The organism is Fibrobacter sp. UWH9, assembly GCF_900129715.1.
In the GTDB taxonomy this organism is placed as follows: domain Bacteria; phylum Fibrobacterota; class Fibrobacteria; order Fibrobacterales; family Fibrobacteraceae; genus Fibrobacter.
Genome location: NZ_FQWP01000001.1, coordinates 127,241 through 143,608 on the forward strand (window position 1 = coordinate 127,241; position 16,368 = coordinate 143,608).

A 16,368-nucleotide genomic window follows, 5' to 3' on the forward strand; every position below is an offset into this window, starting at 1 on the left:
TAAATTTTTAGTTCTGAAAACTGGTGATCTTGTTATTTATTCCAGTTCCTGCTTGAGCATTTCTAGGAAGAGCGCTGCCGGCTTACTGAAGGCGGCGTTCTTTTTATAGACGGCCACCAGACCCACTTCTCGTGCGGGACGCAGGGGGATGAACTTCAGCTCGCTATCTTCAGAAGTGCTGATGATTTTGTCTAGGCACAGGGCGCAACCCACGCCTTCCTTTACCATGAGGGATGCGTTAAAGAGCAAGTTGTATGTTGCGATGACATTCAGGGGAATGCGGCCCAGCCAGCCGGAAAATTCGTTGCTCCTGAAGGATTGCCTAGAAACAATCAGCGGAATTTTTGTTAGGTCTGCGGGCCTTATAAATTTGCGATCCGCTAGTTCCGAATCTCTGCGAACGAGGAGCCCCCAGGTGTCCTTACTTTGCAGGGCGAGATAATCGTACTTCTGCTTGTTTACAGGCTCGATGAGAATGCCGAAATCCAGTAAGCCCTGGTCCAGTTTTTCGGTCACGTCTGCGGCGTTTCCGCTGAACAGGTTCAGGCGGACTTGAGGATGTTTTTCGTTGAACTTCTTGAAGACTTTGGCGATGACCCGCATGCCGTCGGTTTCACCACCGCCCACGAAAATGTCGCCGGTCAGTTCCTGCTGGCTTGCGTCCTTGAATTCGTTTGCGGTGCGTTCTGCAAGGGCCACGATTTCTTCGGCTCTCTTGCGGAAGAGAATGCCGTCTTCGGTAAGGATGGTCTTCTTGTTGGAACGCTCAAACAGCTTTACGCCCAGCTCTTCTTCCAGCTCCTGCATTTGGCGGGAAAGTGTTGGCTGGGTGACGAACAGTACGTCGCTTGCCGCCTTGGAAATGCTTTCTTCCTGGGCGACAGCTAAGAAGTATTTGAGAGTTCGAAGTTCCATGGAGTGAAATATAATTTTACTATCCAAATACACAACCCATCAGCAGCACAGAACATACCACAAAAACAAGTACTGTTGCGATACCAAGAATTTTCCATTTGAGGGAAAATTCTTTTTGGTATATGCCCAATCCAACATAGGGAACAAAACTCAACAACGCAGGCATGATGTAGCGGAAATCGTTGCTGCAGGCATAGGGATATTTGTAACGCAGGTAACCCAATGCTGCAAAGAACAGGATTCCCTGAATAAAAAGAATCCAATGGTAAACATCCAGTTTTGTTTTCCACCAGCCGCGAATCGCGAATACGATCAAGCCCAGGAATGACACGCTAATGAAGGATGCCAATGTCTTACCCAATGCGGTTTCTACAAGTTTGAATTCGCCGAACAGGGAAGATTTGAAGGCATAATTGAGAAAGTATTCTCTGCCCAGACCGTTGGCCCATGCGCTGGTATAAGGTTCCGTTAGGAAAGACTTCAGATCGAAATAAAGATAGTTTCCGGCTTCGTTCCCGACTTTCAAACCCGAGTGCAGACTGTTTGCGTTGGAAACTAAGCCTCCTTCGCCCATTATTTTTTCGAAGGCCAATCCAACAAAGATTAGAAGTAATAAAATCCAGCTTGTGATTTCTGGTTTGGTTGGTTTAATTTTTTCTGGCGAACGATTTTTGAGATAGCCTGCAACAGCCATCAGTATTACAAGTGCCAAAGAGATAAAGCCTGTGGATTTTGTCCAGATTGCAAGAGCCGCACAAACCACGGCAAAAACAAGGGACGAACCTTTCCTATACCTAATGTAATTGAAGCCCGAAAGCAGACAAAGAACATGCAGTGCAATGAACATCTGGTCATTCCCGATTCTTGGAGCGACTAAAAGCAAGGTTGGCCACACCGTCCAAAAGGCTGCGGCAACAATCAGGCTTTTGCCATCCACAAGACTCTTTAAAAACGCAAGACCGCAAATCAATACGAGAATTGAAAGCGTCAAACTAAATAGCTGAACGCCAGCACTTGATGCAAATCCTAGCAGGCCACTCACGATAAGCGACGGTGCTGCCACCGTGTAATAAACAGGAGGATGGTAACAGGTCCAGCATTCATCCGCTGCAGGAATCGCAAGGTTATCCGCAATATACTGAATGTACGCCAAATGACCTTCCACATCATTTGCAAATTGTGTGTAGGGCAGGGCGCTGAACATGGCAAATCGCAGGAACACTCCGAACACGATACAGAACAGTAAAAATGAATGCCACTTGCGGCGTTTGCATAAGGATGCAAACGTCAATCCCGCAAGGATTGCAATCACGATTTCCAGGGCGTCTGTAAAGCCTGTCCCCTTAGGGAAAACATTGATACCTCCGGGTCCGCCGCCATTTTTCAGGATAAGTTCATAAGTCGTTCTAGGGCCAACGCGGTGGGGCGCGGTAACAGAATCTGCCAGCACAAATCCCTTGCTGTAATTACATCTGCCAGAATAATCCGACAGGAAAATGTCTGCGCCGTTAATTGTTAGCGATTCGGCGCAATCATCGGGGATGATGTTCAGGTCATAGTGAAGGTTTAGCGGATTTGAGATGACGAAGCTAACGCGAAAATTTTCGCCCTGATTCATTTTTCTGGAAATCGGCAACGATGTCTTTTCGTCATTTTCTCCTTGGTGAAGAATCACATTCTCTACACGAATTTGCCCGTATTGCAAAAAAGCGAAACACGCAATAACGCCGACGATGCAACGAAATTCAAAATTTCCAAGAATTTTCTTAAGCATGTTTTTCATTCTTTTTGCCTTCGTGATATTCTTCTTCGGTATTGACATTCCAAAGATCCGATTTGTCAACGGAGCCTTCGCGAATACACTTTACAGTTTCCATGGCGGTAAGCATACTGTGATCCATGTTGTTGTATTTGTGCATGCCGTTACGGCCCATCAGGAACAGGTTTTCAATGTTGTCCAGATATTCGCGAATCTTATGGAATTCGCCGTAAGTTCCGAAGTAGGCCGGATAAGCCTTCTTGACGCGGAATACAACGGAATCGCGAACAGACTCCGGCTTTGCCACATGAATCCTGTCCAGTTCTGCAATGGCAAATTGGATGAAATCGGCATCGGACATAGTCCACATTTCGTCGCCTTCGTTAACGAAGTATTCCAGGCCAATCCAGACCTTGGATGGATCGCTAACCAGATATGGACTCCAGTTGTTGAACACCTGAATGCGACCCAGCTTTACATCGCTTTCCTGAACGTAAATCCAGTTGTCCTTTATGTTTCCTATTTCAAGTTTATCCAGCAGCAGACCGACGGTCATAAAATCACGATAGACGAGTCCTTCCGCAACCCGCTTTACTTCGGCGGGAACGGAAGTCTTGGGCTGATCCATGGCGGTCACCAGTTCCTTCACGGGCATGGAGCTTAGGAAATAGTCGCATGGAATTGTCTCGACTCCTTGACTGTTGTCAACGGCGACACTTACCACGCGGTTCTCAATCCGATTTACTCCCACAACCTTTGCGTTCATCACAATTTCGCCGCCCATGTCAAGGATTTTCTGGGCGACGGTTTCCCAAAGCTGGCCTGGCCCAAGTTTTGGATATAGGAACTGGCCGATTAAACTTGTTTCGGTATTTTTCTGACGGAATTTATCTGCGCTATCCCTATCAATGGCGTGTCTATTACTTTTGAAAATTTGCTTTACCGCATGAACCACAGTCTTTGTAATGGAAAGTCCTTTAATTCGCTGGCCGCCCCATTCCGGGCTGATTTTATTGCAGGGAACACCCCAGAGCTTTTTGGTGTAGTCCCTAAAAAAGGTTCTATAAAGTTCAACGCCGAAACGGTTGATCATAAAATCTTCTAGACTCTTTTCGGAACGGGCAGGAAGCAACTGCACCTTAAGATAGCTCAGACCAATTTTCATCATTCGCCAAAATCCAAGACCGCGAATGGTATTTCCGTTCAAGGTTACGGGGTAGTCGAAAAGTTTCCGCAGGAACAATATGCGACTCAGCCGACTACGGCAAAGCATGACCAAATCGTCTTTTTCTGGATGGGGTCCGTCCTTGGATTCCAGGGGAAGAATGTTCAGCCACCAGTCCATAACGGCATCGCTCTTGCTGAAGAATCGATGGCCTCCAATATCCATCCTGTTGCCTTTGTAGCAAACTGTCCGGGAGATTCCGCCAATTGCATTTTCTGCTTCGAAGATTACAGGCTTTACATTTGTGGTGCGAAGTAATTCCAATGCGGCCGTCAAGCCTGCTGGCCCGGCACCTGCGATGACAGCAATTTTGGGGGATTCATTTTCAGTGGTCATGTCAATCCTTTTTTTCTCGGAACAAGGTCAGCTTTCGCGCTCCGAAGTTCCACATCAAAACAACTGCCGCGGCAATCATCTTGGAAATCATTTCCTGCCCATGGAGCGAGTCAACCAGGAAAACCATCAACAGTTCGTTAAGCGCAACACCTGCAAAACCAATCACGGCGAATACGGCAAACTCTGCAGACTTGCGCATTTCAAGCCTGCGTTTGCAATCCGAGAAAACCCACCTGACGCTAAGGGCATAGTTGAGTACCAGACCAGCAACCAATCCGATGAAATTCGCAAGCAGATAATGCCACCCTAGAACATACAGGCAAAAAGCGAATAGCCCAAAATCCACTAGAAAGGCAAATCCACCCACTAGTAAGTAACGTGCTAGTTGCGCTAACACTCCTTTTATTTCAACCATAATGTTATCGTTTAGTTTTTACAGCAGAGAAGACTTGAACCATTCTCCGTAGGCAAAAGCGTCAGGATTTGCAATTTTCTTTAAGCTTTGGTACAAAATAATCTACAGAAGTCTCAGGAACATTTGCCGCACAATGCATCTCAAGAACTGCATCTTCCTCGCAACCGAGACCAATGTACGCAACGCTATGTTCTATAAAGCCTTCGGCCTGTTTGCAAAAGTTAAGGAACGCTTCACGATCTTCTGCACATTTTCCCTTATTGCCGCCATAAACTCCACTAATCGAATAAACGGGTTGAGTTTGTCCCTCGACAAAGCTCCTTAAACTTACTGTTAAATAGCTATCGCCATTTTCAAAGGTCTTGACCTGTTGCAGGGAGGACTCTTCTCGATAGACGTTTACGACACAACCTTTTTGATTTTGGTCCATTTTTTCATATACCGTTTCTTTGGACGTTTTAAAAACACGATATGTAGAATTTGTACCCCTGTTCATTTCGACAATAGCAGATGTGTCTATTTTAAATCCTTCAGGAATCAGTCTTTCATTAAACCATTCCCCATAGGAAGCTGCTTTTGCGGAAGGAGAATAACTGCCTTCCTCACATTTCCAGATTTCGCTCTTGAATATCTGATTTTTTCTTGTGGGTTTCATTGAAGTGATTTCGCCATCGCAATCTTCAAACAAGAAATAAACGGGAAAATAGTTCATGCTCTTCATGCACGATCCACCCGGGCTAATGCTAGTAAATTCTATCTCGTTGTCTGCAACGCTACTTAATACATGGCCCGTAGGTTGTGCGCCATCATTTACGAAAGTCGCGTAATACTTGCATTTTTCCCTGCTTTCGTAAGCAACATCCCTCATTAATTTCGACGTCATTGGAAAGCACTTTGCCATATCTGTTTGGGCTATTTCCTTCAAGATAGGTTTGTCTGTTAAATCAAAGGAACTGTTCATGAAATCTATACATTCCATAGATGCAGAACCGTTATAGGCAATCACATGGTTGTCAAAAGTAAGTTCATCAACACTGGAAACATATTGCAAGACATAGCGCTCAAGGGTCTGGTGATAGTTTACCGCAACTGAAGTATCGGTAGGCGTAATTATCGGAGAATCAATACTACTAGACGATGAAGAAGTCGGCTCCTGATACGACGACAAAGATTCAAATCGTCCCGTTGAAGATTGAGCTTTTTTAGATAATTCTGCGCATCGATTAACGGTTGCATTTTCAAAACGAGTGAACAGGATATTTATTGAATCTGCATGTACATTGGAAAGTCGACAAGCGCCATCGAAAGATCCATTCTTGCAGCCATTACTTAAAGTAAAGAATTCATTGCCGGCTTGGCTTTCACATTCACTCTTGAAGACATTGTAGGCGGAATCGCACTTTACTCCCATGTGACCGCCATTAAGCGTGGATACGACAAACCCTTCCTGAATTAGGAATGTCATTGCTAGACTTGTGCTATCTGCGGTACATTCAGCTCGCGCACCAGAGCCATCTTCTGCTAATGCTAGTTTTCCACCATCAATTCTAGCATAGGCTGATTCTTGCAGACTTGTTCCATAGCTATACCATTCGTTAAGCCGTTCCTCAGAAACGGCATTCTGGTCCTCAATAGAACCGCCAGCAACCTTGTCTGATTCGGAACATGCAAACAAGAATAAAATCAGCAAACAGAATAAGGCAACTTTATCGAATTTCATCTTTTTTTACATCCTTTATTTGCGGAACCAGATTCACCTTTTAAAATTTTTTCGGTTAGAGGGAACAACTGCAGATTCACTCGATAGACTCGATTGCCTCCCTTCTTTGCTGTCGCTATGGAAATAATCCTTTTTCGACAGGCGTCAAGTTCCTCTACGATCTTGGCGTAATCTTCTTCATCGATTCCGATGGTGGCTCCAGAAAAATTTCTTTCGCTTACGGGATATTTTTCAATGGCGTCTTTCGCAAAGTTTGCCATTTCCTTGTGCATGGCGCGAACCTGCGTGGGCATGGCCGCTACAGAGGCCTGAAGCGAACGATCCTCTTGCTCATAGACATCGCTTGCTGTTTTCCTAAGAAATCTTGCGCGGGTCAGAAATGCCAGTGCGTTGCGGACTTCTTCTGCGGAGAAAACGCCTCTGCAAGCCTTGGATAAATCCGAAGGTTTTGCCCCGGGCATCATGGGCACCAACTCACGAAGCACCGGATATTTCCAGGACTCATAAAACGAAATGGACTCGCCTTCCAGTACACGGACTTGGTGAGAACTTACAATGTTGATCATTTCCGCATAGGCGTCTTCTTTTTCTGCATCTTTCTTGGCTTGGCCAAATCTGACCAGTTGCTGAAAGTAATCGTATTCTGCCCCGACAAGCCCCATCGCCTTTGCAACGCGTTTTGTTCCTGGGTTGGAAAGCCCACTTTTACCATCGCAAACGACTTTCAGATAATTTGGTGATGAAAAACCGCTGACTTTTGCAAATTCACGCCAGGAAAAAGCGGAAGTCCTTTTTTTCCACTGGTAATAATCGCTCATGAAAGAACGGTAGTCGTCGTATTCAAATACAGATTTTATCACATCTAAAATATAAACCTCCACGGAATGGTCGTGGAGAAGATTACTACATGAAAATTTTGTTTTTTTGCTGGTTTGTATTATAAAGTGTATAGTATAGCGACTTGCGGCTGAATTTTTGCTGCTATGCTAAAATAAATCCAGCGTGCTGTCCAGGTAAATTTCTTCGCGGACGTTCAGCTGGTATTCTGGCTTGATCATGTAGTAAAGCAAAAATTCCAGGATGAGGGCGCTGCCGAGGCTGCGACCTTCAATTTTAAATTGTGAAAAACCTGCGGGGGCATAAATATTTTGAATGTCGTCAATCCCGATAAAACCAGGATTTTTCATGGCGTCGGAAAAGCGGTAGCCCTTCTTTGCACCCGGCGATTTGCAGATATGATCCTTGCAATCTTCGCCCAAGTTTTTGCGGCTCACGTTCTCGTAACAAATTTTGCGATCCTGGCAACCGAACCAACAGCATTCATTGCAGAGAAATTCCACTTTCTGTTTTTGGGCTGGTGACAGCGTGGCGAACTTATCCAATTCCTTGTTTAGTCTAAAATCTGGAACAACATAACGAAATTCATCGCGGCTCAATTCTTGTTGGAACTGCGCGAAATCCGTAATGACCTTCGTTGTGGAAGAGACGAAATAGAATCCCGGATATTTTGACTTTAAATAATTCAATAGCAAGTCGGAATGAACGATGATGCCATTTTGCGCGCAGTCCCTGCCGGAGTTATATCCGGTGCGTTCACTATCCGCGTCACCTTCAAACATCCTGCAAAGTTCATTGCACCTTGCATCCGTAAGGTGTTCTTCCCTTAGCAACGAATTGCTAAAAGTCAATCTCGCAGAAATTCCATATTCCTTTAAAAGCTCCGCCACCTGTTCCGCAGGCTCTTCACCAAAGCCAACGCGGCCTCCGCCCCAGATGCAGTCGGCGGGAGCCCCATAAATGGAACCGATTTCACACCAGTCGTAAAACCACTCCCGATGCTCACGAAACAGCGGCAAAAACGCCTTGTACAAATCGTAGAATTCGAATAGCCCGGGAAGATGGTAAAAAACTTTCATTTGAAATCCTTGATGCACAAAATAGAATTTCTACGGGCTTCGCACAGCCGCGACAGATTCAAAACATTTATATTTACCATGGTATGAAAAAGCGCGTTTTAAAAGATCATTTTATTATTGCCTACGCTGTGGTGATTGCGGTCTGTTGCGTGATCTGTCTTGTTACGACTTTGAAAATTCATTCCTTGCCAGAACTTGGGTATGTAATCAATAATGACTTTTTGAAGTTGCTTGTTCAGTACAAAAATTATGAGATCATCCAGGACGCATCCGCTGTACTTGCCGTCACTTTTGGAATAGCCATTTGCATTTACATCGCCCTCAAATACAAGTTTCCAAGGTTTGAAGAAAATCACAAAAAATGGAATCTGGGTTGTGCGCTCATTGTGTTTCCTGTTATAGGCCTTTCGGCCTCTATTGCTCCTAATCTGGATTTCCCCACAAGGTTAAAGGTGGAGCCTGAACTCCATAAGGAATTCGTTGTCGATAAGTATAAGTCCCATGGATCAAAAAGCGGAACTTCTTACCACTTGTTGTTTAGCAGCGGTTCCACGTTTATGGTGGGTTCAAAAAAATATAACGCCGCTTTTGTCAGGCAGGAATATTATACGGTTTATCAGGGTGATATCTTGATTCAGATTTTTTCGCCTGATATGTATCGTTTAGCCGAATGAAGCAAGGAAATATGACGAACGATTTTAAGGATAAAGTTGTGGTTGTGACGGGCGGTGCCCACGGCATCGGAAAGACCATCGTTAGCGAATTTGAAAAGGAAGGAGCCAAGGTGGCCCTCATCGACATTCGCGAAAATGATTCCTTTGTAGGAGACCTTTCCAAGAAGGATGTGCTGGAAAAGTTTGCGGCCTTTGTCATTGAAAAGTATGGTCACGTCGATATTCTGGTGAACAACGCCCTGCCTTTGATGAAAGGCATCGATGAATGTTCCTATGAGGAATTCAGCTACGCCTTGGCTGTGGGTGTGACCGCACCATTTTATCTGGCGAAACTTTTTGCTCCCCACTTTGCGCCGGGCGCTTCCATCATCAACATTTCTTCATCCCGCGATCGCATGAGCCAGCCGCAAACAGAAAGCTATACGGCGGCCAAGGGCGGAATTGCTGCATTGACCCACGCGCTGGCTGTGAGCCTCGGTGGGCGAGGCGTCCGGGTGAATTCTATTTCGCCGGGTTGGATTGATACGGACTTTACTGTTTACGAAGGTCCCGACGCTACGCAACAGCCTGCAGGTCGTGTGGGCAACCCGCTGGACATTTCAAACATGGTGCTTTTCCTGGCCTCCGATAAGGCTGGGTTTATTACAGGTGAGAATATCTGTATCGACGGGGGGATGACCCGCCAAATGGTATATCATAACGACTGCGGTTGGAGATTAGAACAGTAGTTTGTAAAATACTTTTGTTATCTTTTCAAGAGTAAAACTATATTGATATTGGATGAAACAGCTTCAGTTTGCATACGTTAACCCGGAACACCTGGGTGATGTACTTCAGAATATAGCCCGTTTCCGCGGAAACAGGCAGCTGAAGTTGTTGTTTCATATATACTCGGAACAGCCTGGTTTTAGACAGTTGAAGATTGTCTGCAGCGCCATTGTCAAGTTTTTCCCTGATGCCCTTTGTGTGGGTTGTTCGGGTAATGGCAATATTGTGGATGGCGCGTTCTCGGGCGAGTCTGTGACTGTAACTTGCTCTGTGTTTGAAGATCCCGCTACTCGGATCGAGGTTCTTCAGTATGTGCTGAAGGAGGAGTCTGCCGAACCTATTGCGGAAGATCTGGCCCGAGAAGTTGGAAAGCGCCCTTGGGTGTCGGCTGTAGAAATGCTTGCGGCTACTCCCGGATTTTCCTTTACCGGTTTTTGCAATGGCTTGAGTACCATGCGGCCCGAAGTCCAGGTTTTTGGCGGGCTGGCAGGTCAAACTTGTGAAGAAACTCCGGCTTATGTATTTTCCAACGTCTGTGACTTCTCTAACGAGTCCGTCGTCTGCGTTCTGTATGGCGGTGAAAATTTCCATGTGGAGACGGTCAAGGTTTCTGGATGGAAACCCCTGGGTAGACCGTTTACGGTGACTAAGGCTCAGGGGAACGTTCTTCATGAGCTGGATGGCAAGCCTGCCTTTGAAGCTTTCTCCAAATATCTGAATATCCAGAACGACTATTACTTCTTCCAGAACACTCTGGAATTTCCCCTGTTCTATAACGAGGATGGTGAGAACCTGTTGCGTTGCCCTATGGCCTGTTCTGAAAATGGGGCCCTGCTTTTGGCATCGGACATGGGTGTCGGGATCATTACGAAGCTTGCCTATGGCGATCCTCAATCCATTATGGATAGCGTGCGCCTGGGTACGACGAAACTGTCAAAGTTCTGCCCGGATGCCATCTACATGTATTCAGGCATGGGCCGCCGAATGTTCTGGGGTGAAACAGATGTGAACAACGAAACTGTTCCCTTCGATACCATTGCTCCGGCTTCTGGTTTTTATGCGACGGCACAGTTCCTGCGCACAAGAAATTTTGTAAAGCTGCATAACCTGTCCATTGTGGTGGTAGGTATGCGCGAAGGCGAAGCGAATACGTCCAAGATGAAGACTGCCGTGGTGAATGACGATTCACGGGCGGGCAGGGTTTCTGTGATTACCCGCTTGGCGAACTTTACCAACGTGTCTTCTGCCGAACTGGTGGAAATGTACAACATGATGACCAAGAACTCCATTACGGATGCCTTGACCGGTTTGTACAATCGTGGTGAAATCCAGCGCCGCATTGCAGAACGCCATGCAGAAAATCCCGATGCTCCTATGTCGCTGGTGATGATCGATATCGACAACTTCAAGTCGGTGAACGATACCTATGGCCACAAGATTGGTGACATTGTGATTCAGGGCCTTTCTAAGCAGATCCAGATTGCTACCTACGAAAAGGCTCCCGATGCAGATGCCGGCCGTTGGGGCGGTGAGGAATTTATGATCATGCTTCCTGATATGGGTATTAAGGAAGCGGTTGAGTTTGCGGAAACGGTTCGTACCGGATTCGCCCAGGTGATGTTCCCCGAAGTGGGACGCAAGACCATCAGTCTTGGTGCTACAGAAATGAGATGGGGTGATTCCATTGACGCCATTTGTGTGCGTGTGGACGAAGCCCTTTACAAGGCCAAGAATTCAGGTAAGAATAGGGTGGTTACCCTTTAAAGAGTTTACTTCGTTGGCGTTGTAAAATTAACAATGGTTTGTTTGAATTGCCCATACCAAGGGCAATTTTCTTTTGTATAAAATGAAAACCCCCAGCTATGAACGCCGGGCGGTTTAATTTTTTATCCTTCGACTTTGCGCTTATGCGCTTCGCTCAGGATGACGCGGAGAACCTTATTCCTTGACGCTCCAGGTGGTGCCTTCCTTGCTGTCCTTGATCACGATATTCATGGCGGCAAGTTCGTCGCGGATGCGGTCGCTTTCGGCCCAGTTCTTGTTTGCACGGGCTTCCTTGCGGAGGGCGAGAAGTTCTTCTACCTTGGCGACGTCAACGCCGGAGTTTTCGTCCTGCTTCTTCTTATAGTCCTGACGGGGTTCGTCCAGCTTCAGGCCGAATACCTTGTCCATATCCAGGACAAGAGCTGCCTTTTCGCCGTCGTCGATGTCGGACTTCAGCATGGTATTCATGATACCCAGGGCGCGGGGCATGTTCAGGTCGTCACCGATAGCGTTCTTGAATTCTTCCTGGAATGCCTTGGCGGCTTCGCTCTTGATTTCGGTTGCCTTACCGATGAGGGCGTCGGTCTTCTTGTGGAGACTCTTGAGGCCTTCCTTGGCGCCTTCCAGAGCTTCCCAGGTGAAGTTCAGGTAGTTGCGGTAGTGGCTGCCCACTGCGAAGAAGCGGTAATCCAGCGGATTGAAACCGCGGTCTACCAACAGGTCAACGGTAAGGAATTCGCCGCTAGACTTACTCATCTTGCCGAAAGTGGTAGCGGTGGTGCCGTCTTCCAGCTTTTCTTCGCTGGCGGTACGCAGGAATTCTCCGTGCATCCAGAAGCGGGAGAACTGAACGCCGTTGGCGCATTCGCTCTGTGCAATTTCGTTAGTGTGATGGACGCGGATGTGGTCGGTACCGCCGCAGTGAATGTCCAAAGTCGGGCCGTTGTACTTCATGGCCATGGCGGAACATTCGATATGCCAGCCCGGGAAGCCTACGCCCCAGGGGGAATCCCATTCCATGGCGCGCTTCTTGTCGGTGGGGCTGAACTTCCACAGAGCGAAGTCGGTAGCGGCACGCTTTTCGCCCATGTCGATACGGCTGCCCTTGCGGAGGTTTTCAACGTCCAGGCGGGCGAAGTTGGCATAGCGGGGGAACTTCAGGCTGTCGAAGTAGATGCCGTCGGAAGTGCGGTAGGTAAAGCCCTTTTCTTCCAGAGTCTTCACCAGGTCAATCTGTTCCTGGATGTGCTGGGTGGCGGGAGTCCAGCGGGTGGGTTCCTGGATGTTCAGACGATGCCAGTCGTTCATGAAGGCGTCGGTGTAGAACTTTGCGATATCCCATACGGACTTGCCTTCGCGGGCTGCGCCCTTTTCCATCTTGTCGTCTCCGGAGTCGCCATCGCTAGTGAGGTGGCCTACGTCGGTGATGTTCACGATGTGGTTGACCTTGTAGCCGTAGTAGTTCAAGGTACGGACCAGGAAGTCTTCGAAAATGTAGGTGCGGAGGTTGCCGATGTGGGCGAAGTGGTACACCGTGGGGCCACAACAGTACATACGCACGGCGGGAACGCCTTCAGGAAGTGTGAAAATCTCTTTCTTGCGTGATGCGGTGTTGTAGAATTGAAGTGCCATTTTAGCCTCCGGTTAAGTTTGGGTGCCGCGGGATGCGGAACCATGGTGCGCCAAAGATAGAAAATTTTCTATTTTTCGTGATACAGAAGTCATTGTCTAACCTTCTTTAAAAAACAACAATGCGTACACTATTTGAAAAAATCAAGTACGAGGTGAAAGACCTCGTTGTTCTCCTGAGAAATATCCCTTCCCTGGCTGTTACATTTTTTGTATTGTCTGTGGTTTGCATGAACCTGCTCGCCAACAAGGAGCTGTTCTCTACGGAGTACCTGGCCCTTGATTGCGGTTTTACCCTGAGCTGGTTCTCCTTCCTCTGCATGGACATGATCTGCAAGCGCTTTGGCCCCAAGGCCGCCATGAAGGTTTCCATGGTGGCGCTGTTTATCAACCTGGTCACTTGCGCCTTGTTCAGTCTGCTTTCACGCACCCCCGGAATGTGGGGCGAATTCTACAGCTACGTGGATTCCAATCCCGAAATGGCGAACGTAGCCAACGCGGCGCTGAATGCCACATTTGGCGGTTCCTGGTATGTGGTGCTGGGTTCTGCTCTTGCCATGTTCACTTCGTCGGGCGTCAACTCCATTGTGAACTACCTGATTGCCAAAAGTACGAAAACCACGGGCTTTAAAAATTTTGCACTCCGTTCCTACATCTCCACCATGGTGGCCCAGTTTGTAGACAACTTCATTTTCGCCATGGTGGTGAGCCATGTGTTCTTCGGTTGGACCATGACCCAGGTGATCGTCTGTTCCATTACCGGTTCCGTGATGGAGCTGCTTTGCGAAATTCTGATTAGCCCCATTGGCTACAAGATGGTCTGCAGCTGGGAAAAGCATGACGTGGGCCGTGAATACCTGAACATGAAGGCTGCAAAATGAACGTCCTGATTAGCGGTACAAGTTGCGGTATTGGCCGCGCCATTGCGGAACTTTTTCTGCAAAATGGTTGCGCTGTTTTTGGATTGGATATTGGGCCCGCAAGTATCCAGAGCAAACTATATAGACATTACATCGCCGATGTCTCGGACAAGGATTCGCTTCCCGCAACTGATGAACCGATGGATATCGTAATCAGTAACGCTGGCGTCCAGAATTCCGGTAGGGACATCGAAGTGAATCTGAAAGGTTCCATCAACTTTGTAGAAAAGTATGCCTTTCATGCAGGCATCAAGTCGGTACTTCTGGTGGCATCCGCCTCCGCTCACTCCGGTGCCGAATTTCCGGAATACTCCGCTTCTAAGGGCGGACTTCTTTCTTACATGAAAAACGTGGCTTTGCGGGTTGCCAAGTATGGCGCCACCTGCAATAGCATTTCGCCGGGTGGCGTTACCACGGAATTGAATCGCCCTGTCATGGACGATTCAAAACTATGGCAGCGCATTATGGATGTGACGCCCTTGAAACGCTGGGCATCTCCCGAAGATATTGCCCAGTGGGTTTACTTCCTTACGGTGGTGAACAAGAACTGCACTGGTCAGGATATTCTCATCGATAACGGCGAGAAGGATCTGAACGCCACCTTCGTGTGGCCGGAATAGATTAGACGGAATATTTTCCGTTTTTTGATGTCGCCTGTCAGGCGACCTAAAGAGCGTTTCCGAAAGGTACATTGTAGGCATAAGGAGGTCTACAATGGACAACATGGAAAGACGTTACCACGAAAATGGGAAAGTATGGTTTGAATGCCCTCTGAAAAACGGCTATCGCGATGGAGCCTGCAAGGAATATTATCCCTCTGGCGCACTGCGTAGTACCGCCACCTATCGGGAAGGTTTGCTAGATGGGCCAAGAATCATGACCTTTGAAAATGGCTTGCGGATTTGTCGCCATGTTTTTCGGGATGGTCGTGTGATTGATGGCTTTGTTCCTGTGTTTGGAAGGGACGGCTCTCTTGCGTTTTCTGAATACTGGGAAAAAGGCCGTTGTCGCTGTTATGATCGCAGTAACCGTCTTTATCGAGAATTTGGAATGTTGAACAGAATGGAAATTTGCCTGAAGGTGTAGAGTGCTCCTATCACGAAAATGGTCAGCTTAGTATGCGTTTGTTTTTCGTGAAGGGGATGGTGAAAGATGGACCGGTAAATTATTTTGATGGAGAAGAATGTGAATCAAGGGATGACTTTCTGAATAGAACGTTTGACCTTTTGTCTCATAAGCTGGAATGGATTCTCTGTCTAGCGGTACGTGAATTTATGTTGCGATTGCGCTTGCCTAATGACGGGCCGACTGAGGAACGTGTTCTGGCAAATTTAAAAAAATTAATAGGATAGCTCTTTTAAAAAAGACATTTTTTAATTTGTATAAAAACAGATCTGCCTTTGTTTCTTATATTTTAGGAATAAAGTTGAGGCCTTATATGAAAAAGTTCTTAAGTGTATTTGGTGTCGTAGCGGTGGCAGCTTGCATGACCGCTTGCAATGAACAGAAAATCGCGCAGAATCAAACTGCTGCGGAACCTGACGCAAAGGCGCAGAAAACCGCTGTGATTTATTATTCCCAGACGGGAACCACCAAGAAGGTTGCCGAGGAATTTGTAAAGCAGCTGGGTGCCGATGCCATTGAACTGCAACTTGTAACGCCCTATCCCTCCACTTACGACAGCACCATTGCCGCTGTCCGTGCAGAACGCGAATCTAAGAAGTGGCCTGCCCTCGCTAACGCCAAGCAGGATCTTTCCAAGTACGATACGCTCTATGTGGGCGCTCCCATTATGTTTGGTTTCTTTGCCCCGCCTATGTATACCTTCCTGGATTCTAACGACTTGAGCGGAAAGGTGGTGGTGCCCTTCTGTACTTACGGAAGCGGCGGTCGCCTGGCCAGTGCCAAGGAATTAAAGCAGTTGGAACCCAACGCCAACGTGGTGCTTTCCTACGGCATTTCTAATCGTCGCGCCAACAATCCCGAAGTGAATGTGGCCGAGGAAATTGAAAAGCATATTGCCGCAGTCCGCGCTGGTACCGATGAGAAAAATTTCGTAGGCGCATATGGTGAATCTCGCCAGCCCACGGAAGAAGACTTGGCTGTGTTTGCCGAAGCCACCAAGGATTACGGCTATTTGAAGCTTACACCCATGAGCGTGTCCACCCAGATTATGGCGGGAACCAACTACATGTTTACCTGCAACATGAAGGCCTTCGGCGAAGAACTTACCGCCATGGTAAAAATCTTCAAGCCCCTGCCCGGCCGTGGAAACGCACAATTGATTAGTGTGGATAAGTAGAAATCTGTTTCTAGGGGGTAGGCCT

General features: G+C 47.3%; 16 protein-coding genes. 8 read left to right on the top strand and 8 right to left on the bottom strand.

The genetic code is table 11. The features are described 5' to 3' along the window. Positions 1-36 precede the first annotated feature (36 nt). The 7 genes from BUB94_RS00525 to BUB94_RS00555 form a co-directional block, all read right to left on the bottom strand. Positions 37-915 carry a LysR family transcriptional regulator gene (locus tag BUB94_RS00525; RefSeq protein ID WP_073233373.1) on the bottom strand — a complete coding sequence of 293 codons (879 nt, stop codon included), beginning with the start codon at positions 913-915 and terminating at the stop codon, positions 37-39. Positions 916-934: 19 nt separating this feature from the next. Beyond that, complete coding sequence (locus BUB94_RS00530; protein ID WP_254793620.1) at positions 935-2,698, bottom strand: hypothetical protein; 1,764 nt, start codon at positions 2,696-2,698, stop codon at positions 935-937. Beyond that, a complete protein-coding gene (locus tag BUB94_RS00535; RefSeq protein ID WP_073233375.1) occupies positions 2,682-4,235 on the bottom strand; it encodes an NAD(P)/FAD-dependent oxidoreductase in 1,554 nt (517 codons plus the stop codon). Before BUB94_RS00535 ends, BUB94_RS00530 begins: the two co-directional genes overlap by 17 nt. 1 nt (position 4,236) lies before the next feature. Then, positions 4,237-4,650 carry a GtrA family protein gene (locus BUB94_RS00540; RefSeq protein WP_073233382.1) on the bottom strand — a complete coding sequence of 138 codons (414 nt, stop codon included), beginning with the start codon at positions 4,648-4,650 and terminating at the stop codon, positions 4,237-4,239. 61 nt (positions 4,651-4,711) lie between these two features. Then, positions 4,712-6,370, bottom strand: coding sequence for a hypothetical protein (locus BUB94_RS00545; RefSeq protein ID WP_073233384.1), 1,659 nt, complete (start codon positions 6,368-6,370; stop codon positions 4,712-4,714). After that, positions 6,367-7,230, bottom strand: coding sequence for a TIGR02147 family protein (locus tag BUB94_RS00550; protein ID WP_249269381.1), 864 nt, complete (start codon positions 7,228-7,230; stop codon positions 6,367-6,369). The genes BUB94_RS00545 and BUB94_RS00550 overlap by 4 nt, the downstream gene beginning before the upstream one ends. Before the next feature lie 126 nt (positions 7,231-7,356). After that, entirely contained in the window at positions 7,357-8,286 is a 930-nt protein-coding gene (locus BUB94_RS00555; RefSeq protein ID WP_073233386.1) for a hypothetical protein, read from the bottom strand. Positions 8,287-8,369: 83 nt separating this feature from the next. Here BUB94_RS00555 and BUB94_RS00560 point away from each other — a divergent pair, with 83 nt between their 5' ends. The 3 genes from BUB94_RS00560 to BUB94_RS00570 are packed head-to-tail and all read left to right on the top strand — an operon-like array spanning position 8,370 to position 11,492. Continuing rightward, positions 8,370-8,960, top strand: a complete 591-nt coding sequence (locus tag BUB94_RS00560) for a hypothetical protein (protein WP_073233388.1) — start codon at positions 8,370-8,372, stop codon at positions 8,958-8,960. An 11-nt stretch (positions 8,961-8,971) separates the two neighbouring features. Continuing rightward, the gene (locus tag BUB94_RS00565) at positions 8,972-9,688 is read left to right on the top strand and encodes an SDR family NAD(P)-dependent oxidoreductase (protein WP_073233714.1); all 717 of its coding nucleotides are present in this window, start codon (positions 8,972-8,974) and stop codon (positions 9,686-9,688) included. 52 nt (positions 9,689-9,740) lie between these two features. Further along, the gene (locus BUB94_RS00570) at positions 9,741-11,492 is read left to right on the top strand and encodes a sensor domain-containing diguanylate cyclase (protein WP_073233390.1); all 1,752 of its coding nucleotides are present in this window, start codon (positions 9,741-9,743) and stop codon (positions 11,490-11,492) included. Positions 11,493-11,666: 174 nt separating this feature from the next. Here BUB94_RS00570 and cysS read toward each other — a convergent pair whose 3' ends face one another. After that, positions 11,667-13,124 carry a cysteine--tRNA ligase gene (cysS, locus tag BUB94_RS00575; protein WP_073233392.1) on the bottom strand — a complete coding sequence of 486 codons (1,458 nt, stop codon included), beginning with the start codon at positions 13,122-13,124 and terminating at the stop codon, positions 11,667-11,669. 119 nt (positions 13,125-13,243) lie between these two features. Between cysS and BUB94_RS00580 the strand changes: the two genes are divergently transcribed. The 5 genes from BUB94_RS00580 (at position 13,244) to BUB94_RS00600 (ending at position 16,343) form a co-directional block, all read left to right on the top strand. Continuing rightward, positions 13,244-14,002, top strand: a complete 759-nt coding sequence (locus BUB94_RS00580; protein WP_073155351.1) for a VUT family protein — start codon at positions 13,244-13,246, stop codon at positions 14,000-14,002. After that, positions 13,999-14,661, top strand: a complete 663-nt coding sequence (locus BUB94_RS00585; protein ID WP_073233394.1) for an SDR family NAD(P)-dependent oxidoreductase — start codon at positions 13,999-14,001, stop codon at positions 14,659-14,661. Before BUB94_RS00580 ends, BUB94_RS00585 begins: the two co-directional genes overlap by 4 nt. 94 nt (positions 14,662-14,755) lie before the next feature. Next, entirely contained in the window at positions 14,756-15,127 is a 372-nt protein-coding gene (locus BUB94_RS00590) for a toxin-antitoxin system YwqK family antitoxin (RefSeq protein ID WP_073155355.1), read from the top strand. Next, positions 15,112-15,393 carry a toxin-antitoxin system YwqK family antitoxin gene (locus tag BUB94_RS16630; protein ID WP_101478655.1) on the top strand — a complete coding sequence of 94 codons (282 nt, stop codon included), beginning with the start codon at positions 15,112-15,114 and terminating at the stop codon, positions 15,391-15,393. The genes BUB94_RS00590 and BUB94_RS16630 overlap by 16 nt, the downstream gene beginning before the upstream one ends. A gap of 86 nt (positions 15,394-15,479) precedes the next feature. After that, positions 15,480-16,343: a flavodoxin gene (locus BUB94_RS00600; RefSeq protein WP_073233398.1), complete on the top strand. Its 864-nt coding sequence runs from the start codon at positions 15,480-15,482 to the stop codon at positions 16,341-16,343. The last annotated feature ends 25 nt before the right edge of the window (positions 16,344-16,368 follow it).